Origin of the sequence: Streptomyces sp. NPDC005808, from assembly GCF_042871385.1 — a bacterium.
Lineage (GTDB): Bacteria > Actinomycetota > Actinomycetes > Streptomycetales > Streptomycetaceae > Streptomyces.
On sequence record NZ_JBIAIK010000006.1, the window covers coordinates 13,897 to 33,525 of the forward strand.

Genomic DNA, 19,629 nt, shown 5'->3' on the forward strand with positions numbered 1-19,629 from the left:
CTCCGGCCGGCCGGCCTACTTCTGCAGCACCGAGAGGTCCTGCTCGGCCTCCGGCACCTCCACCGTCCCGTGGTCGTCCGGCAGGGTCTGGATGGTGAAGCCCGGAATGCCGTTCACGTCGGCGGTGAGCATCCGGGAGGCGTAGACGGAGCCTCCGGAGACCGGCTCGACGGTCAGCGCGTACGTCCCCTTGAGGCCGCTCGGTACCGGCGCCTCGATGTTCTCCGTCGTGCCGCTCTTGATGGTGAACGTCTTCGTCACCGCCGTGCCGCCCTCGCTGCCCGCCGACGCGGTGACCTTGACCTCGGCGGCTTCGCCGGGGGCGGTCAGGGCGAGGGTGGAGGCCTTGGAGGTGTTGTCGGCGACCGTCGCGCGCGTGCCCACCGGGCTGGTGGCCGGGATGAACGCGGTCTCCTGCTTGTCGCCCTTGCCGCGTACGACCTGCAGGGCGGCGACGACCGGCACCGAGGTGCCGGTGGGGGTGAGCACCAGGGAGCCCGCTTCGCCGCGGGTCAGGTCGCCGAGGTCGACGGCGGCGGTCATGCCGGACTTCACGTGCAGGGTCTCGTTGCCCGCGGGTGTGATCAGTCCCGTGGGCGAGGCGAGGCGCACCTTCAGGTCGGCGTCGGTGCCGCCGGGCACGAAGGCGACCAGCCGCACCGCCGTGGCGTCCTTCGGGATGCCGGGCAGCACGAGGCTGCCCGCGGGGTCGGTGGAGGCGGTCAGCCAGTCGCCGCCGATCTTGTCGTCCAGGGCCTGCACGGCGGCTCCGAGGCGACCGCTGCGGACCGTGACGTGCACGGTGAGGTCCGCCTGCGGGTCATCTGTCAGCGTGCTCAGGAGGAGCGCGTCGCTGGAGTGCGGCTGGACCGTGATCCCCTCGCCCAGCGTGGACTTGAGGGCGCCGTCCTTGCCGTACAGCTCGATGTCGACGACGGCGGCGGAGTCGTCCGGGTTGGTCAAGTGGACATAGTCGGTGCGGTCGTCGGCGGTGCTGGCGCCCGGGAACCAGAACTCCGTGTCCGGAGCGGTGCAGTTGGTGCCGAGCAGCCCACGGCCGGTGCCCGCGGCGACCTGTGTGGTCTCCTGGACGGTCCAGCCGGGCGCGAACTTCCCCTCGGCGGTGCCGACCAGGGCGGGCGCCTCCGCGCCGGAGTTGTCGCCGGTGGCCGGCTTGCCGGGCTCCTTGACCTCCAGCACCGGCTTTTCGGCCTTGTCGTCGGAACCGCCGTCCGCCGATTCCTCGGTCGCGACCTGCAGTTCGGCCTTGCCGCTGTCGCTCGTGCCCTCGGAGACGGGCGTGAAGGACGTGTACGCCGTCTCCGCGAGGTCGGAGGTGCTGGGCTGCGGGCAGAGCAGGCTGGTGCGCTCGACGGGCAACAGAGCGGCCGCTTTCACGGCGGTGTCGTCCGACGCGTCCGGTGCGCTGAGCACGGCGAAGCCGGTGACGGCGGCCAGCGCTGTCGTGCCGACGATCAGGGACAGGGTGGTGCGGTTCACTGCTGGCTCCCGTCGGGGCGCTCACTGTCAGGGCCGTACGGCGGCTGCGGGGGCATCTGAGGTTGCGGGGGCTGCGCCGACGGGTCGTACGCGGGGTCGTAGACCTGGCCGTTCGCGTCGTAGCCCTGGTTGTACGTCTGGTCGTACTGCGTCTGGCCCCCGTAGGCGTACGGGTCGTACTGGCCGCTCTGGTAGGGGTCCGCCTGGTAGGGCTGCTCGTAAGTGCCCCCCTGGTACTGCTGCTGGCCCTGGTACTGCTCGGCGCCGTAGCTGCCGTACTCGGTGGCCGCGTAGCTCGGGGTGTCCCACTCGCCGTACGCCTGCTGCTGCGGGACCGCGGCCGGCTCCAGTGGGATCTCCTCCTCCGGAGGAGGAAGGGCGTCGCCGTCCTGTGCGGTCTGCTCGGCCTCCGCCTGCGCGCGCAGGCGGCGGGCACGTCGGCCGTCGCCCGTGACGTCCTGCGCGAGGACTTCCTCCTCCTCGGGCAGGTCGTCGTCGACGTCTCGGCGGCGTCCGGGCAGGGCCATCACCACGAGGACGACGGCGAGGGCGCCCTGCGCCCACAGCCATGCGGTGTGGGTCAGCGGGGCCTCGAAGGTGACGTCCAGCTTGCCGCCGCCGGTGGGCAGTTCGAAGCCCTGTGCCCAGCCGTCGACCGTGGTCCGGGTGAGCGGCTTGCCGTCCAGGGTCGCCGTCCAGCCCTCGTCGGCCGTGTCGGCGAGGCGCAGGACGCGGCCGTCGGCGCCGGCGGGGATGGTGGTGTGCAGCTCGACGGGTCCGGCGGCGATGGCCAGCGGGTCGCCGGTCTTGGGGACGATGGCGGCGCGCGAGACCTGCCGGTCCACGCGCCACAGGGCGCTGCCGTCCTGCTGGCGGCTGAGCCGGCTCAGGCCGGGTGTGGCGTCCAGGACGCTGGTCATTTCACGGGGCGCGCCCTCGTGGACGAGGACATAGCGCACGGCGAAGCCGCCGAGCTCGTCGGCCTGGTCGGCGCCTGAGCCCGCCACGAGGTTGGCGACGACCTTGGCCAGCTGCTCGTTCGCACCGCCCGCCGCGGCGAGTTCGGCGTCGCCGAGGCGGGCGCCCGAGCCGCGGACCAGTGTGTAGCCGACCTCGGCGGTCGACCTGCTGTCGAGGACGAGGGTGCGGGCCTGGTCGCGGGTGCCGCTCTCCTCGGCGACGAACGCGGGCACCTGCACCGGGTCGCGGCGCTCCAGAGGCCCGTCTGCGCCGCCGATCATCCAGCCGGCCGCGACGAGCAGGGGGCCCGCGGCGGCGGTGAACGCGATCAGCACCGCCACCGGCTGGCGCCAGCCGAAGCTCTGCTCGGCCACCCGTGAGCGTGCCCCGTCGGCGCCGAGCGCGGCGGCGGCGAGCAGCGCGAGGCCGTAGACGAGAGTCGCCGGGCCGGCCCAGGCGGAGCTGTTGGACAGCACGGCGAAGACGAGCGCCACCAGGGCGACCGCCCAGGCCACCCAGATCCCCGCCTGGCGCTCGGTGCGCAGCAGGGCGGCCAGCGCGGCCAGGACGACGCCGATCAGCATCAGCCCGCTGACGGTTCCGGGGCCGCCGGGGCCGGCGCCGAGCAGGTCGAGCGCGGAGGCCGCGCCGGATCCGTACTCCAGACCGGCTTCCTGGAAGAAGCCGAACGGGAGCAGGGTCAGTGACCAGGGGGCGAGGACCAGCAGGGGGGTGCCGAGCTGGGCCAGGAAACGCAGTCCGTAGGCGGGGATCTCGCTTCTGCGCACTGCGAGGAGTGCGATTCCGAGAACCAGCGCGATGGGCCAGACGATCGGCGTGAAGGCCGTGGTGAACGTCAGCAGCAGGGCGTACGCCCAGGTGGCGCGCCAACTGCCGCGCGCACCGGAGGAGTGCGTCAGCCCGCTCGCGGCGATGCCCGCGCGCGCGAGGAGCGGCAGCAGGATCGCGAGGACGGAGGTGCCGATGTGGCCACTCGCGAGCGCACCCGTGGCGGCGGGCAGGAAGGCGTACACGATGGACGCCCAGGCGCGCAGCAGGCGGGACTCGACGAGCGGCCGTGAGGCGAAGTACGCGGTGAAGCCGGCCAGCGGTACGGAGGCCACCAGGAGCAGGGTGACCGCGAACCCGGTGGAACCGAAGAGCAAGGAGGACAGCATCGCGACGATCGCCAGATACGGCGGAGCCGTCTGTGTGCCGCCGGTGCCCACCGCGTGCCAGCCGTCGAGATAGCGCGACCACAGCTCGGAGGAGTCGCCGGGCGCGGGCAGCAGCGCGCCGCCCGCGAGTGCCCCGGTGCCGAGCAGTGCGCGGCAGGCGATGAGCGAGACGAAGAGCAGCGCGACGAAGAGCACGGGTCCGGGCTTGCGCGCGGCGCGCTTGACCCGGCCGAACTGCTCGACCTCCAGGAAGTCGGCGTCGTCGCCGCCGGGCCCGGACTCGACCGCGCCGCCGTGCCGTCCGGCGCCGCCGGTGGCCTCGGGGTCGGAGCGGCCAACGAGGCTGCTCGCGGCCTGCTCGATGGTGGCCCGTACGGTCGCGCCCGGCGGCGGGAACAGGGGGCGCAGCTCGTCCTTGTCGATCTGTGGGCGACCGCGTGTGCGGCGGCCCGCGAGGATCCGCTCGGGGCGCAGCAGCGTTCCCAGGAGCCCGCGGATCTCGTCGACGGCCTGACCGGGGACCTTGCCGACGAGGTACGCGACCGTGCGCAGCAGGGTGCCGAGGACGAGGCGGAACAGGATCCAGGGCAGCTGCGCGGTACGGGCGTTGACGAGGAGGGTGTAGGTGGCGCCCGCCTTGTCGACCTTGTGCGGGGAGGCGGCGGTGCGGCCCACGCAGTCGACGGTGCGGCGCTCGCGGGAGGAGGCCTCGGCGTGTCGTACGACCGCTTCGGGGGCGACGAGCACGTGGTGCCCCGCGGACTGGGCCCGCCAGCACAGGTCGACGTCGTCACGCATCAGGGGCAGCCGGCGGTCGAAGCCGCCGAGTTCCTCGAAGACATCGCGCCGGATCAGCATTCCGGCGGTGGACACGGACAGCACCGGGTGTACGTGGTCGTGCTGGCCTTGGTCCTGCTCGCGGCGGTCCAGGCCGGTCCAGCGGCGGCCGGAGTGGGCGATCGTGACGCCGACTTCCAGGAGCGCCCGGCGGTCGTACCAACCGCGGAGCTTGGGCCCGAGCACGGCGACTTCCTTGCCGAGCTCCGCCTCGTTCTCCACGACCCGCAGCAGCTGGGCCAGGGCGTCCGGCTCGGGCGCGCAGTCGTCGTGCAGCAGCCAGAGCCACTGCTCGGGCTCGCCGTACGGAAGCTCCGGCATGTCGTACGCGTCGTCGCGCCAGGTGCGGGTGACGGGGTCCCAGCCGCTGGGGCGCTTCAGGTAGGGCAGGTCGTCCGGGGTGAGCACACCGGCGGTGCGGGTGGCCTCCTCGACGGCCTGGCCGAAGCCGGTGCGCCGGGCGAGGTGCACCACGCGGTCGGCGCCGAGCGCCTCGGCGAGCAGCTGGGCGGAGTCGTCCGCGCTGCCGGTGTCGGCCGCCACCGCGTTCTGCACGGGGCGCTCCTGGCCGAGCAGCCCGGCGAGCGCCTCGGGCAGCCAGCGGGCGCCGTCATGGGAGACGAGCACCGCGGTCACCACGTGGCGCGGGAACTCAGGAGTGGCAGCGTCGTGTTGGCCTGCCGTATGGCTGTGCACGGACATCGAGGTACGGGCCCCGGTTCGATGGACTGCGGTGGACGCCTGTGCCCGCGGGGAGCAGTGGGACGTCTCGGACGGAGGCCCACACTAACGGCTGGGCAACACAGCGGCCCGCCGCCTGTGGATAACCCACCTGCGACGGGCCGTTCGTTACGTATCGGTACGTAGGGGTGTGCGCCGTTCGCTGGGACCGCGGCCTTCGCCGGCCGGCCGTCGGTCGGCGATGGGCGGCCCTCAGACCGCGGCTTTTTTCAGACGGCGCCGTTCGCGCTCGGACAGACCGCCCCAGATGCCGAACCGTTCGTCGTTGGCGAGCGCGTATTCGAGGCACTCGGAACGGACCTCACAGGCGAGGCAGACCTTCTTGGCCTCGCGGGTGGAGCCGCCCTTCTCGGGAAAGAAGGACTCGGGGTCGGTCTGGGCGCACAGCGCGCGCTCCTGCCAGCCGAGTTCCTCGTCCGCGTCGTCGACCAGCAGTTGCTCCACCAGCTCGGTCATGTGCGCCCCTCGTCTGTCTTTCGCGTCCCCGTGGTGCTGCCGTTACCGATTTCGGCTGAACGACACGAGTGAAATTACAAGTGTGCCGATCCGGGCCAGTCAAGCCGAGATCTGCTATTGGGCCCCTTATTCACTCTGCGGAACCAAGGCAATGCAGAAAGTGTTCAAATCGGCATAAACCCTGACAGCCGAAGGTGCCCAGGCCGGACCCCCGCCGCCTTCACAGGGGAGGACGCCCAGGAGTTCGATCTCGTTCCGACGCGAACAACGAAGCGAACCGGATCACATTCGAATCACGGGCCCGCGGCGAGGTTTGTGCGCCCGGTTGTGCGCCATGTGTCCGGGGCGGCTCCTGAACAAACCTTTCGCCTCGCAGATGAACCGGATGTGGTGAAACATCTCCCACATAGCGGGTGCGAAGTTGACAGTCGAGGTGTGAACCGATGTCCTTGAGGGCATGCTCGCGAACTTGGCCCTCACCTCGACCCGCACTGCCGGGTCCCACGGTGCTGTCCACGCTCGCTGTAGCTGTTGTTGCTGTTCCAGCTGTTGAGCCGTACCGCGCTCCAGCCGACGCTCCGTGACGGAGCGACCCCCCGCCCACACCCGGGCGACATCCCCCGTCCGTGACCCGGGCGGAAATGGTCCGCGACACCCCAGCACTCTCCCGCCGAGGAACCACCGCACCCCATGAACAGCGACAGCGACCTCCAGATCGCCGGCGACATCCTCGAAGTACCGCACCTGCTCCAGCCGCCGGCCGAACACCCCTCCACCGTGGCCGAGTTCGCCGGCCTGGCCCGCTCCATCGCCGCCGACCGCTCCCAGTGGGAGCACCTGGTCCGGTACGACGCCATCTCGCGCTGGTACCACCGGCTGAGCACCGGGCCCGGCTACGAGGTGTGGCTGCTCTCCTGGGTGCCCGGACAGGGCAGCGGGCTGCACGACCACGGCAGCTCCTCCGGCGTACTGACCGTCCTGGACGGCGCACTGACCGAGCGCACGGAACGCGGCACGCGCGCGTTGGGCACCCGTTCACAGCGCGTGTTCGCGCCCGGTTACGTCCATGAGGTCGTCAACGACTCCCTCGAACCGGCGGTGAGCCTGCACGTGTACTACCCCGGCCTCACCGAGATGCCGATGCACTCCGCCCGCTGCGCCGTCGCCGAGGTCCCGGGACCGTCTGGAGCTGAGTCCCGTACGGCAGCTCCGACGTCCCGTACGGCTGAGGTCTCGTAACCGCCTGCCGTGTTGTCGTACCCGCCTGCAAGACTGATTCCCATGCGCATTGTGGTTCTGGCAGGCGGTATCGGTGGTGCCCGGTTCCTGCGTGGTCTCAAGCAGGCCGCGCCGGACGCGGACATCACGGTCATCGGCAACACGGGGGACGACATCCACCTCTTCGGGCTCAAGGTCTGTCCGGACCTGGACACGGTGATGTACACGCTCGGCGGCGGCATCAACGAGGAGCAGGGCTGGGGTCGGGACAACGAGACCTTCCACCTCAAGGAGGAGCTCGCGGCGTACGGGGTCGAGCCCGAGTGGTTCGGGCTCGGCGACCGGGACTTCGCGACGCACATCGTGCGGACGCAGATGCTCGGGGCGGGCTTCCCGCTCAGTGCCGTCACCGAGGCGCTGTGCGACCGGTGGAAGCCGGGCGTCCGCCTCATCCCGATGTCGGACGACCGTATCGAGACCCATGTCGCCGTCGAGATCGACGGTGAGCGCAAGGCCATTCACTTCCAGGAGTACTGGGTGCGACTGCGGGCCTCCGTGCCGGCCGAGGCCATCGTGCCGGTCGGCGCGGAGCAGGCCAAGCCAGCGCCCGGGGTGCTCGAAGCGATCGCCGAGGCGGACGTCATCCTCTTCCCGCCGTCAAACCCCGTCGTCTCCGTCGGCACGATCCTGGCCGTGCCCGGAATCCGGGAGGCGATCGCCGACGCCGGCGTTCCCGTGGTCGGCCTCTCCCCCATCGTCGGGGACGCGCCCGTACGCGGCATGGCCGACAAGGTACTGGCAGCGGTGGGCGTCGAGTCCACGGCCGCCGCGGTCGCCGAGCACTACGGCTCGGGGCTCCTGGACGGCTGGCTCGTCGACACGGTGGACGCCTCCGCCATGGAGCGGGTGGAGGAGGCGGGGATCCGCTGCCGGGCCGTGCCGTTGATGATGTCCGACCTCGACACGACCGCGCAGATGGCGCGTGAGGCGCTGACCTTGGCGGAGGAGGTACGGGCGTCGTGAGCACGGAGCTCCCTCCGGAGGAGGGGTTCACGGACGGCGCCCAGGACGGGGTCGCGGCCCCCGCGGCGTCCGGGCGTGCCGGCGCCGGTGTCCTCGGCGCCTCTCCCGGCTATCGGGTCTGGGCGCTGACCGGTCTGCCCGAGATCCGCGCGGGCGACGACCTCGCCAAGCTCATCGCCTCCGCCGAACCGGGGCTCGTCGACGGTGATGTGCTCCTGGTCACCTCCAAGATCGTGTCCAAGGCGGAGGGGCGGATCGTCGAGGCCGCCGACCGTGAGGCCGCCATCGACGCGGAGACCGTACGGGTCGTGGCGCGCCGCGGAGCGCTGCGGATCGTCGAGAACAGGCAGGGGCTCGTGATGGCAGCCGCCGGAGTCGACGCCTCCAACACCCCTGCCGGGACGGTGTTGTTGCTCCCCGAGGACCCCGACGCCTCCGCGCGGACGATCCGGGACGGGCTGCGGGACGCCCTCGGCGTACAGGTCGGTGTCGTGATCACCGACACCTTCGGGCGGCCCTGGCGCAACGGGCTCACCGATGTCGCCATCGGTGCCGCGGGGGTGCGGGTCCTCGACGATCTGCGCGGCGGCACGGACGCGCACGGCAATCCGCTGAGCGCGACCGTCGTCGCCACCGCCGACGAACTGGCCGCCGCCGGTGACCTGGTCAAGGGCAAGTCCGCCGGGCTGCCCGTCGCCGTCGTGCGCGGGCTGCCGCATGTGGTGGCCGTGGACGACGGGGAAGGAGCGCGCGCGATGGTGCGGGGCGGGCGCGACGACATGTTCCGGCTCGGCACCTCGGAGGCCGTACGGGAAGCGGTGACCCAGCGGCGTACCGTACGGGCCTTCACCGACGAGCCCGTCGACCCCGGTGCCGTACGACGGGCGGTGGCCGCGGCCGTCACGGCGCCCGCGCCGCACCACACCACTCCCTGGCGATTCGTCCTCCTGGAGTCCGAGGAGTCCCGGACGCGGCTGCTCGACGCCATGCGGGACGCCTGGATCGCGGATCTGCGGGGTGACCGGAAGGCCGAGGAGTCCATCGCCAAGCGGGTGCGACGCGGGGACGTGCTGCGCAACGCGCCGTACCTCGTCGTGCCGTGCATGGTGACGGACGGGGCCCATACGTACGGCGACGCACGGCGGGACGGCGCCGAGCGGGAGATGTTCGTGGTCGCTGCCGGGGCGGGCGTACAGAACTTCCTGGTCGCGCTGGCCGGGGAGCGGCTCGGCTCCGCCTGGGTGTCCTCGACGATGTTCTGCCGGGATGTCGTACGGGAGGTGCTGGGGTTGCCGGAGGGGTGGGACCCGATGGGGGCGGTGGCCGTGGGGCATGCGGCGGAGGAGCCCAGGGCGCGACCCGAGCGGGACGCCGGGGAGTTCATCGAGGTGCGGTGACTGAATCGACGTGGCGACGGCGGGTGCGGTGACCGATGCGTTTCGGACGGGCGGAGCGCCTAGTCTCGTGAGGCATCCCGAGCGCCCTTGGCTCGTGAGGCATCCCGAGCACCCCTAGGACCTCATTCATGGCTGGACGATTCGCTCCTCGGCCGACGCGTACGACTGTGCGCGGCGGGCATGTCGTGGTGCCCGGTGGGGTCCCGCGGCCCGCGGCCGCACCCGGGCGGACGCGTGTGTGGACGCCGCCCTGGCCTCTCGATCTAGGGCTCGTGCTCGGCCCGTTGCGGCGTGGGCCGGGTGATCCCACCTTCCGTACGACGCCGGACGGTTCCGTGTGGCGGGCGTGCCGGACGCCTGCCGGGCCCGGGACGCTGCGGGTCGCGATGCGCGGCGGGGTGGTTCACGGCGAGGCATGGGGAGCGGGGGGCGAGTGGCTGCTCGACCGGCTCCCGGAGCTGCTCGGGGCGCTGGACGACCCGGAGGCGTTCGAGCCGCGGCACCGGCTGCTCGCGGTCACCCGGCATCGGCGGCCGGGGTTGCGGCTGACGCGTACCGGGCTGGTGATGGAGTCGCTGATTCCGTCCGTGCTGGAGCAGAAGGTCACCACGGATGAGGCGTACCGGGCCTGGCGGTTGCTCGTACGGAAGTACGGGGAGCCGGCGCCGGGGCCCGCGCCGGAACGGATGTCCGTGATGCCGGCAGCGCGGACCTGGGCGTTGATTCCCTCCTGGGAGTGGCACCGGGCCGGGGTGGACAACAAGCGGGCTTCTACGATTCTGCGGGCCGTACGGGTCGCTGCGCGGCTTGAGGAAGCGGCGCGGTTCGACCCTGTGCGGGCGCAGGCCCGGCTGGAGTTGGTGTCCGGGGTGGGGCCGTGGACGTCCGCGGAGGTGGTGCAGCGCAGTCACGGGGCGGCGGATTCCGTGACCGTCGGGGATCTTCATCTGCCTGGCATCGTGGGGTACGCGCTGGCGGGGGATCGTGAAGCGGACGATTCCGTGATGCTGTCGCTGCTGGCGCCCTATGCGGGGCAGCGGCATCGGGCGGCTCGGCTGATTCTGCTGTCCGGGCGGACGCCGGCTCGGCGTGTGCCGAAGATGCCGCGGGGGGATATCGGGCGGCTTTGAGCGGGGGCGTGGGCCGGGACGGGGCTGGGGCCGAGCGGTTTTCGCCCCCTCCGCCCCTGCCCGTCCCTTGTTCCTGGGGGCTGCCGCCCCCCAGACCCCCGCTTCGGCCTGAACGGCCTCGTCCTTCGTCCTCAAACGCCGGACGGGCTAAAGATCTTTACCCCGGCCGGGGCTGAAAGGTGCCGCCCGGGTGGGGGATCGGGGCGACGCCACCCCGGTCGCCGGTGCTACTGGTCCGACGAGAAGCGGATCGAACCCCCCGGGATCCTCGCGTCGCACCACACCCGTACGCCCTCCCGGAGTTCGTTGTCCGGGCCGATGACCGCTCCGTCGCCGATCACCACACCCTGCAGGATCGAGCGTTCGCCGATGCGGGCGCGGGCGCCGATGAGGGAGTCGGTGATGACGGCGCCGGGTTCCACGACAGCGCCGTCCAGGATGGCGCTGCCGGTGATGCGGGCGCCCTCGCCGATGTGCGCGCCCTCGCCCACGACCGTGCCGCCGGTCAGCTTGGCGTCCGGGGCGACGGTGGCGGTGGGGAGGACAAGCCGGTCGCCGCAGCGGCCGGGCACGGCCGGGGAGGGTGCGCGGCCGAGGACGAGGTCCGCGGAGCCGCGCACGAAGGCCTGGGGGGTGCCCAGATCGAGCCAGTAGGTGGAGTCGACCATGCCCTGGAGGTGGGCTCCCGTGGCGAGGAGTTCGGGGAAGGTCTCGCGCTCCACCGAGACGGGGCGGCCCGCGGGGATGGTGTCGATGACCGAGCGGCGAAAGACGTACGCACCCGCGTTGATCTGGTCGGTGACGATCTCCTCGGGAGTCTGGGGTTTCTCCAGGAAGGCGGTCACGCGGCCGGTGGCGTCGGTGGGGACCAGGCCGAACGCGCGCGGGTCCTCGACACGGGTGAGGTGGAGCGAGACGTCCGCGCCCGTCGTCTCGTGGGTGCGGACCAGGGCCCGGATGTCCAGCCCGGTGAGGATGTCGCCGTTGAAGATCAGGACCGGCTCGTCGGGGCCCGAGTGCAGACGGGAGGCCACGTTGCGGATGGCGCCGCCGGTGCCCAGCGGCTCCTCCTCGGTGACGTACTCGAGGTGGAGGCCGAGCGAGGAGCCGTCGCCGAAGTACGGCTCGAAGACCTCGGCCAGGTAGGAGGTCGCCAGGACGACGTGCTCGACGCCCGCCGCCCTCGCCCGCGCCAGCTGGTGGGTGAGGAAGGGGACCCCGGCCGCCGGAACCATCGGCTTGGGGGTGTGCACCGTGAGCGGGCGCAGTCTGGTGCCTCTGCCGCCGACCAGGAGGATCGCTTCTGTCACCTGTCGTCTCTGCTTCCTGCCGGGACCGGCCGAACTGTTGTTTCGGCCGGCCAGTGTATGCAGACCGTTCGATGGCGCTTTCGACGGCCGGCGGTGCGGTTCCTCCCGTGCTGCCCGGCCGTTCTACCTGCCCTGATACTTGGCCGCCGCCTTACGGGCCGTGCCGAGCTTGCTGTACAGCCGCCAGCCCGGGCACTCCGTGCTGAAGCCGTCCCGATGGCCGGAGATCACGTTCAGTCGTACGTTCTTTCCTTTTTTGTAGAGATTGCCACCACCGGACTTCAGATATGTCTTTCCGCGCGGATTGACCCCGAAGAGGCCGAGCTTCCATGCGGTGAGCTTCGCGATGGCGGTGACGGCGGATGCGGACGGCTTGGTCTTGCCGAAGCTGCCGAGGACGGCGATCCCCATGCTGTCGGTGTTGAAACCGAGAGTGTGTGCGCCCGTGACGGCCTTCGCCACGCCCCCGGCGCGGCCTTCGTAGATGTTTCCGCACTTGTCGACGAGGAAGTTGTAGCCGATGTCCCGCCAGCCGCTGCTCACTACGTGGTAGCGGTAGATACTGCGGATGACCGAAGGGACTTGTGAGCAGCTGTAGTTGTTGCCCGAGGCGGTGTGGTGCACGAAGGCGGCCTTGACCTTCTTCGAGTAGACGAATCCGCGCTCGCGCAGCTTCTCGTTCGCGCCCCAGCCCTTGCGCGTGACGATGCGCGGGCGCGGGCCGATGTGCGGCTTCACGCGCTGCTCGGCTGCCGGGCGCTCGGCGAGGAACTCGCGCTCCGTCTCCTGCTGGGAGAGAGCGGGGATCACGTTCGGGGCGAGTTCGGGAATCTCGGTGGCGCTCGCGGGCGCGAGGCGGCCGGTGTCGACAGCCGCGTACGGGGCCGAGAGTGCGCCGGCCCGCGGGGCGCGACCCTGTGCGCCGGCACGCGGAAGCCCTGGCCGTGCGCCGGTGTACGCGGTGTCCGGCTGCGCGCCCGCGGATGCGGCGTCCGAGCCGGGCGCGACAAGTTCGAGGCGCAGTCCCCTGGGGAGCGGCGAATCGCCCCCCGTCGTCGAACGCTCGTCCACCTCCGCCTCGACGCGCACCTCGACGCCGTCGGAGTCACCCACCCACAGCGGCGCCGTGGATCCGCGTACCCGGCCCGAGTCGCCTTCGGCGGTGTCCGGGTCGGCCGCGTGTTCGTGGTTGTGCGTCTCGACGTCCTGCCAGCCGGACCAGCGGCCGGTGGCGGCGGCGCGGGTACGGACCTGGACTCGACCGTGCAGTTCGCTGTCCGGGTTGTCCCAGACGATGCCGACGAGCGAGAAGGGCCGTACGTCGCGCCGGGTGAGTCCTTGTTCGGGGGCGGCGGAGCCGAGGGCGCGCTCGCCGCTGAGCGGGACGAGCGGCAGCGACTGGGTGGTGCCGGGGGCGGCGAGTTCGGACGTCACCCCCGACGACCCGGCCTGCGCCGGAGCGGACAGGGCCAGCGGGAGGACGAGAGCGGCCGCGCACGTGACGCCGACCGAGGAAGCAAGGAATCCATGCATGCCCCTGATCCTGGACATAGTCATACATATCTGTCCATCGGGGAATTGACGGACCGTCGGGTGCCACTCGTCCGAACCGGTGGCCCGGAGGGCCCCACCCGCACCCGCTCCGCGCCCTCCCCCGCGTACGCTTGCCCGCGTGAACGCCACCGACCGCACCCCCGCCGACCTGCTGCGATCCGCGCTCGCCACGGATCCCGCGCGCCCCCTGGTGACCTTCTACGACGATGCCACGGGCGAACGGATCGAATTGTCCGTGGCCACCTTCGCCAATTGGGTGGCCAAGACCGCCAACCTGCTTCAGAACGAGCTCTCCGCCGAGCCCGGCGACCGGGTCGCGCTGCTGCTGCCCGCGCACTGGCAGACGGCCGTGTGGCTGCTGGCGTGTTCCTCTGCGGGTGTCGTCGCGGATGTCGGGGGCGACCCGGCCGCGGCGGACCACGTCGTCGCGGGTCCCGGCGGCCTCGAGGCCGGCCTGGCCTGCTCCGGCGACCGGATCGCACTGTCGCTCGCACCGCTGGGGCGGCGCTTCCCGACGCCGCCCAGCGGGTACGCCGACTACGCCGTCGAGGTGCCGACCCAGGGGGACCGTTTCCAGCCGTACGCCCCCGTGGACCCTGAGGTGCCGGCGCTGATCGTCGCCGGGGCGGAGTACACGAGCGCGGAGGTCGTCGAGCGGGCCCGCGCCGATGCGCCCGCGCTCGGGCTCACCGGGCCCGGGTCCCGGATCCTGTCCGCGCTGGCGTACGACACCTGGGAGGGGCTCAGCGCCGGGCTGTACGCGGCGCTCGCGACCGGGGGCTCCGTGGTGCTGTGCCGTCACCTGGAGGAGCTGGGCGAGGATGCCCTCGCCAAGCGGATCGAGAGCGAGAGGGTCACGGCGACGGCTCGGTAGCCCCAGGGCGCGGGCCGGACCACCCCGGCACCGGCGACGTCGGCCACTCGGCATCCGACGCTGGTGGCCGCGCCCACCCTCCCCCACTGTCGGTTTCGCCCTGCGGAACGATTGCCCGCAGCGCCGGCGGTCGGCCGCCCGCACCTCCCCCGTTCGGCCCATCAGCGCCCCGCCCCCACCCCCGCCCCGCGCCATGGTCGTAGGAGCAGGACACGCTCGTACGCCATGAGGGGTGGACCCAGCCGTGACCGACACCGCAGGCTCGCCCTCCGGACGCGGCATCCTGGGCCCCGAAATCGGCGCGTCTCCCACCGGCGCCGGCCTCGTACGCCGTCGCAGGCGCTGGCTGCGCTGCACCGCGATCGGTGTCGCGGTCTTGGTGCTCGGTGCCGCGGGGGCGGGCTGGGCGGCGTACGAGAAGCTGAACGGGAACATCACGGCGGACAACGACGCCGCGACCGAGCTCGCCCGGTACGAGAAGGAACGGCCCACCGCGCTGGTACGCGGCGCGCAGAACATCCTGCTGATCGGGTCGGACTCGCGGGCCGGTGACGGCAACGCGCAATACGGGCGGGACTCCGGCACCGAGCGGTCCGACACCACGATCCTGCTGCACCTCGCCGCCGACCGGCGCAGCGCGACCGCCGTCTCCCTCCCCCGCGACCTGATGGTGGACGTGCCCGGTTGCCGCCGTCCGGACGGCACGCGCACCGAGCCGATGTTCGCGATGTTCAACTACGCCTTCCAGACGGGTGGTTCGGCCTGCACGATCCGTACCGTCGAGAAGCTCACGAACATCCGCGTCGACCACCACATGGTCGTCGACTTCAACGGCTTCAAGGAGATGGTGGACGCGGTCGACGGTGTCCGGGTGTGTCTGAAGGAGCCGATCGACGACAAGGAAGCCAAGCTGAAGCTGCCCGCGGGCAAGGTGACGCTCAACGGCGAACAGGCCCTCGGTTACGTCCGCGCCCGCAAGAGCATCGGCAACGGCAGCGACACCGACCGGATGGACCGTCAGCAGCGATTCCTCGGCGCGCTCGTCAACAAGGTGCGCGGCAACGACGTCCTGCTCAACCCCACGAGGCTCTATCCCGTGCTGGACGCGGCCACCTCGTCGCTCACCACGGACCCGGCGCTGGCAAGCCTGCGCGGGCTGTACGACCTCGTGCGCGGGATGCGCGACATCCCGACGGAAGGGGTGCGGTTCCTGACGGTGCCCCGGACGTCGTACGTCTACAACGCCAACCGCGACCAGCTCGTGAAGCCCGAGGCGGAGAAGCTCTTCTCACGGCTGCGGGCGGACGCGCCGGTGGCGGTCACGAAGGACCTTCCGGAGGATTCTGCCGATTCCGCCACAAACAGCTCATACGAGGATGCCGACGAGAGCGTCGACTCGGACGCCTTCGACCCCTCGTACGAAGACGGGAAACCGGGCGGAAAGGGACCCGGCGAAGCTCCGCGGACTCCCGACCCCGCGCCGACTTTCCGGGGGAACACGGCGGCCGAGGACGCGTGCGAGTAAAGGCCACGTCAAGGCAAGGAACAGCCGAGCTTAGAACTCTCTGAGAAATAGGGCGGATTGCCCAGTTGTAGGCACGTGGAATTTGTCACTGTCGTCACTTGCCGCTGAACTGGGCGGATAGTGTGAGCGATCCGGTGCACCCGGCCTCCAGGTCTGTCCTGCGGTCGTGCACTGCTGGACCGAGTGACCGAGCGCCTTCATGTAGGGGGATAAGGCGCCGCGTGGCCCCGACGGAGGACTTGAGAACCGTGGACGCGCAAGGCCGTGGGCGGGCGGACGATATCGACCCCGCAGACCAGTGGGTACTGAACCCGAACACCGGCGACTACGAACTGCGACTGCAGCCTTCCGCACCGCAATCACCAGTCCCCGGTCCTCGCAGATCCGCCCGTGGCGCGGGGGGCGCCTCGACGGGCAACCGCAGCGCGCCCGTCCAGGAACCCGGCGATGCTCCGGGCGGCGTCCCCGACACCGACGTGCCGGGGCCGCGCAGGCGCCGCGGTGCGCCTGCGCCCGCCGAGCCCTCTCCGGGGCGGCGGCGGGGGCGTACGAAGCCGAAGAAGTCGAAGGCGAAGAAGATCCTGCTGTGGACCGGCGGCACGATGGCCTTCGTGCTGGTCGCCGTCTCCACCGCCGGGTACTTCTACATCAAGCACCTTGAGGGCAACGTCCAGACGACGGACGTCGGCAGCGCGGCCTCCAGCAGCTTCAGCAAGGACGAGGCCTTCAACATCCTCATCATCGGTACGGACAAGCGCACCGGTGAGGGCAATGAGGACTACGGGGACGCGGGCAGCGTCGGGCACGCCGACACCAACATCCTGCTGCACGTCTCCAAGGACCGTACGAACGCGACCGCGTTGAGCATTCCGCGCGACCTGATCGTCGACATTCCGGACTGCCCGACCAAGCAGGCCGACGGCAGCACCAAGATCATCCCGGGAACGACCGGCGTCCGCTTCAACACGAGCCTCGGTCAGGACGGCCGGGACGCGGGCTGCACGATGCTCACGGTCAAAGCGGCCACGGGCATCACGCCCAACCACTTCATGATGGCCGACTTCAACGCGGTCAAGACGCTGACCACCGCGGTGGACGGCGTCGAGATCTGCCTCGCCGAGGACGTCGACGACCCCGACTCGCATCTCAAGCTCTCCGCCGGCACGCACACGATCGAGGGCGAGACGGCGCTCGCCTTCCTGCGCACCCGGCACGCCTTCGGCAACTCGGGCGACCTCGACCGCATCAAGGTCCAGCAGCAGTTCCTGGCCTCGCTGATGCGCAAGATGTCCTCCAGCGACACGCTCACCAATCCCACCAAGATGCTGAGTCTGGCCGAGGCGGCCACCAAGGCGCTGACCGTGGACACGGGCATCGGCAAGGTCAGCACGCTCAAGGACGTGGCCCTGGAGCTGATGAAGGTGCCGACGAAGAACATCACCTTCCTCACGACGCCGGTCATCGACAACCCCGCCGAGAAGGTCCCGGCGACGGTCGTCGTCCACCCCACGGACGCACAGCCGGTCTTCGACATGATCAAGGATGACGTCTCGTTCACCGAGGTGGCGGCGCAGAAGAAGGAGGAGGCGGCCTCGGTCGCCGCCCGTCTCGAAGGCACCCAGTCCTCGGCCGCAGACGTCCGGGTCAACATCTACAACGGCGGCGCCGAGGCCGGCTCCGCACAGGAAACACTTAACTGGCTGCAGAATGATGAGGGCGTGCTCAAGTCCAGCCAGCTCGGCAACGCCGAGGAGACGCTCAGCAAGACGACCCTCGAGTACTCGCCCGACCAGGCCGATCAGGCACGCAAACTGGCGGATCTCATGGGGTTGTCCGGTTCGGCGATGAAGCCTGGCAAGAGCGAGACGAACGATCAGGGTCTGCCCGCGATCGTGCTGACCCTGGGCAAGGACTTCAAGGGCGCGGGGGTGTCCATGACCGCTCCGACAACGGCGCCGGAGACTGTCGAGAAGTCCACCGCGGACAAAACAGTGTGCGCCAGCTGATGACCTGACGGGTCCGTCAAGCGTCCAACAGGACGAGAGCGCGTCCGACTTGGGCGCGAGGAACGTTCAACTGGAGGCGGGACGGGCCCGTTTGTCAGGCGCAGGGTGGGGAGGGGCAGGGAGATGGCGCGAAGTGGTGTGCGCGGGGAGGGAACACGCTCAGGCGGCCGGGGGGCCGGTGAGCACGGCTGGGACGACAGCCTGTACGACGGGAGCGGCGAGTCCGTTCAGGGGGTGGACGGCGATTCCGGTGGGGGCGCCGGCAGTGCTCCGGTTCCTGCGGGAGCCGAAGGCCGGACGGCCGAGGACACGATGGCCCTCACGCCGCAGGGGATCGGCGGGAGCGGCGGCGGGCCCAAGGGCACGGCACGCCCGCGCCGCAGACGCCGGATACTGCGCTGGTCGGCGATGGTGCTGGCAGTCCTGATACTCGGCACCGCCGGTGCCGGTTATCTCTACTACCAGCACCTGAACGCCAACATCAAGAAGGACGACCTGAACATCGGCGACGAGAAGGACCGCGCCGCCGAGTCCGAGGCGAACGCGGCGGGCCAGACGCCGTTGAACATCCTGCTGATCGGCTCGGACGCCCGGGACACCGAGGAGAACCAGGAACTCGGCGGGGCGAAGGAGACGTTCGGCGGGACCCCGCTCGCGGACGTACAGATGCTGCTGCACCTCTCCGCCGACCGCACCAACATGTCGGTGGTCAGCATGCCGCGCGACACCCTCGTGGACATCCCCAAGTGCACCGACCCGGACGACGGCAAGGTGTACGAGGCGAGCACGGTGCCGACGATGACCAACCAGACGCTCGGTCGCGGCGGCCCCGGCTGCACGGTGGCCACCTGGGAGAAGCTGACCGACATCCACATCGACCACTTCATGCAGATCGACTTCTCGGGTGTGGTCTCGATGGCGGACGCGATCGGCGGCGTCCCGGTCTGCGTGGACGCCAACATCGAGTCCAGGGACGACGAGGGCCACGGCTCCGGGCTGAAGCTGGAGGAGGGCACCACCTACGTCAAGGGCGAGCAGGCCCTGCAGTGGCTGCGTACCCGGTACGGCTTCGAGGACGGCAGCGATCTGGCGCGCGCCGAGGCACAGCACCAGTACATGAACTCGATGGTGCGCGAGCTGCGGGACAACGCCACGGTCTCCAACCCGACCAAGCTGCGCAGTCTCGCCGAGACGGCCACCAAGGCGCTGACCGTCGACACGGGCCTCGGCACCGTGAAGGAGCTCTACGACCTCAGCAACGAGCTGCGGAAGGTCGAGCCGAAGCGCATCACGATGACGACCATGCCGAATCGGTATGTCGGCGCGCGTGTGGAGCCCACGGACGACGCGGCCAAGCTGTTCCGCCTGGTCCGCGAGGACATCGCGCTCGACGGCCAGGACGAGGAGAAGCCGGCCGCCGAGGAGACTCCCTCGGACCCGGCCGCCGCGGACGACAAGATCGGCGTGGCCGTGCTGAACGGCACACGGACCTCCACGCTGGGTCCGGTCAGCGGGCGTGCGAGCGAGGTGAGTGAGCTGCTGGTCGGCAAGGGCTTCACCCAGGCCTCGGCGGAGCAGACTGAAGCGACCGCCGAGGACAAGACACTGATCCGCTACCCGAGCGCCGACCTGGAGGGTGACGCCCAGCGCGTCGCCAAGGCGCTGGGGATCCCGGCGAGTTCGGTGGAGAAGTCGACGAGCGTCACGGGCGTCACGCTCGTGGTCGGCGCCGACTGGCGCGAGGGCACGACGTACAAGGCCGAGGCGGAGGACAACACGACTCCGGACACGGCCGAAGCCCTCAACGGCGCCGACGACACGGCCTGCATGCACGTGAACCCGAACTACACCTGGTAGAGCACGAGTTGGGCCCCTCTCCGTACGACAACGGGAGAGGGGCCCAACTCATGTGCGCAGGGG

At 71.0% G+C, this 19,629-nt stretch carries 13 protein-coding genes; 8 read left to right on the plus strand and 5 right to left on the minus strand.

From position 1 onward, the window contains the following. Positions 1 to 15 precede the first annotated feature (15 nt). The 3 genes from ACFYPC_RS15075 to ACFYPC_RS15085 form a co-directional block, all read right to left on the minus strand. A complete protein-coding gene (locus ACFYPC_RS15075) occupies positions 16 to 1,500 on the minus strand; it encodes a DUF5719 family protein (protein ID WP_388675312.1) in 1,485 nt (494 codons plus the stop codon). Next, positions 1,497 to 5,177 (minus strand): glycosyltransferase, encoded by a 3,681-nt coding sequence (locus ACFYPC_RS15080; RefSeq protein WP_388675314.1) that lies wholly within the window; start codon positions 5,175 to 5,177, stop codon positions 1,497 to 1,499. Before ACFYPC_RS15080 ends, ACFYPC_RS15075 begins: the two co-directional genes overlap by 4 nt. 231 nt (positions 5,178 to 5,408) lie before the next feature. After that, positions 5,409 to 5,672 carry a WhiB family transcriptional regulator gene (locus ACFYPC_RS15085; RefSeq protein ID WP_030377564.1) on the minus strand — a complete coding sequence of 88 codons (264 nt, stop codon included), beginning with the start codon at positions 5,670 to 5,672 and terminating at the stop codon, positions 5,409 to 5,411. Between the two features lie 690 nt (positions 5,673 to 6,362). Between ACFYPC_RS15085 and ACFYPC_RS15090 the strand changes: the two genes are divergently transcribed. From ACFYPC_RS15090 to ACFYPC_RS15105, 4 genes are all read left to right on the plus strand, one after another. Continuing rightward, positions 6,363 to 6,911 carry a cysteine dioxygenase gene (locus ACFYPC_RS15090; RefSeq protein WP_388675318.1) on the plus strand — a complete coding sequence of 183 codons (549 nt, stop codon included), beginning with the start codon at positions 6,363 to 6,365 and terminating at the stop codon, positions 6,909 to 6,911. Between the two features lie 42 nt (positions 6,912 to 6,953). Then, positions 6,954 to 7,913, plus strand: a complete 960-nt coding sequence (gene cofD / locus ACFYPC_RS15095) for a 2-phospho-L-lactate transferase (protein ID WP_388675320.1) — start codon at positions 6,954 to 6,956, stop codon at positions 7,911 to 7,913. After that, positions 7,910 to 9,310, plus strand: a complete 1,401-nt coding sequence (locus ACFYPC_RS15100) for a coenzyme F420-0:L-glutamate ligase (protein WP_388675322.1) — start codon at positions 7,910 to 7,912, stop codon at positions 9,308 to 9,310. Before cofD ends, ACFYPC_RS15100 begins: the two co-directional genes overlap by 4 nt. Positions 9,311 to 9,438: 128 nt before the next feature. Next, complete coding sequence (locus ACFYPC_RS15105; RefSeq protein ID WP_388675325.1) at positions 9,439 to 10,440, plus strand: DNA-3-methyladenine glycosylase family protein; 1,002 nt, start codon at positions 9,439 to 9,441, stop codon at positions 10,438 to 10,440. Between the two features lie 227 nt (positions 10,441 to 10,667). Here the strand turns inward: ACFYPC_RS15105 and ACFYPC_RS15110 are convergent, their stop codons facing one another. Continuing rightward, complete coding sequence (locus tag ACFYPC_RS15110; protein ID WP_388675327.1) at positions 10,668 to 11,750, minus strand: sugar phosphate nucleotidyltransferase; 1,083 nt, start codon at positions 11,748 to 11,750, stop codon at positions 10,668 to 10,670. A gap of 123 nt (positions 11,751 to 11,873) precedes the next feature. Further along, entirely contained in the window at positions 11,874 to 13,283 is a 1,410-nt protein-coding gene (locus tag ACFYPC_RS15115) for an N-acetylmuramoyl-L-alanine amidase (RefSeq protein ID WP_388675331.1), read from the minus strand. A gap of 139 nt (positions 13,284 to 13,422) precedes the next feature. Here ACFYPC_RS15115 and ACFYPC_RS15120 point away from each other — a divergent pair, with 139 nt between their 5' ends. The 4 genes from ACFYPC_RS15120 (at position 13,423) to ACFYPC_RS15135 (ending at position 19,566) form a co-directional block, all read left to right on the plus strand. Beyond that, positions 13,423 to 14,178 (plus strand): TIGR03089 family protein, encoded by a 756-nt coding sequence (locus tag ACFYPC_RS15120; RefSeq protein WP_388675334.1) that lies wholly within the window; start codon positions 13,423 to 13,425, stop codon positions 14,176 to 14,178. Between the two features lie 244 nt (positions 14,179 to 14,422). Further along, positions 14,423 to 15,703: an LCP family protein gene (locus ACFYPC_RS15125; RefSeq protein ID WP_388675337.1), complete on the plus strand. Its 1,281-nt coding sequence runs from the start codon at positions 14,423 to 14,425 to the stop codon at positions 15,701 to 15,703. A 248-nt stretch (positions 15,704 to 15,951) separates the two neighbouring features. Further along, positions 15,952 to 17,709, plus strand: a complete 1,758-nt coding sequence (locus ACFYPC_RS15130) for an LCP family protein (protein ID WP_388675340.1) — start codon at positions 15,952 to 15,954, stop codon at positions 17,707 to 17,709. A gap of 123 nt (positions 17,710 to 17,832) precedes the next feature. Next, the gene (locus ACFYPC_RS15135) at positions 17,833 to 19,566 is read left to right on the plus strand and encodes an LCP family protein (protein ID WP_388675342.1); all 1,734 of its coding nucleotides are present in this window, start codon (positions 17,833 to 17,835) and stop codon (positions 19,564 to 19,566) included. Positions 19,567 to 19,629 lie beyond the last annotated feature (63 nt).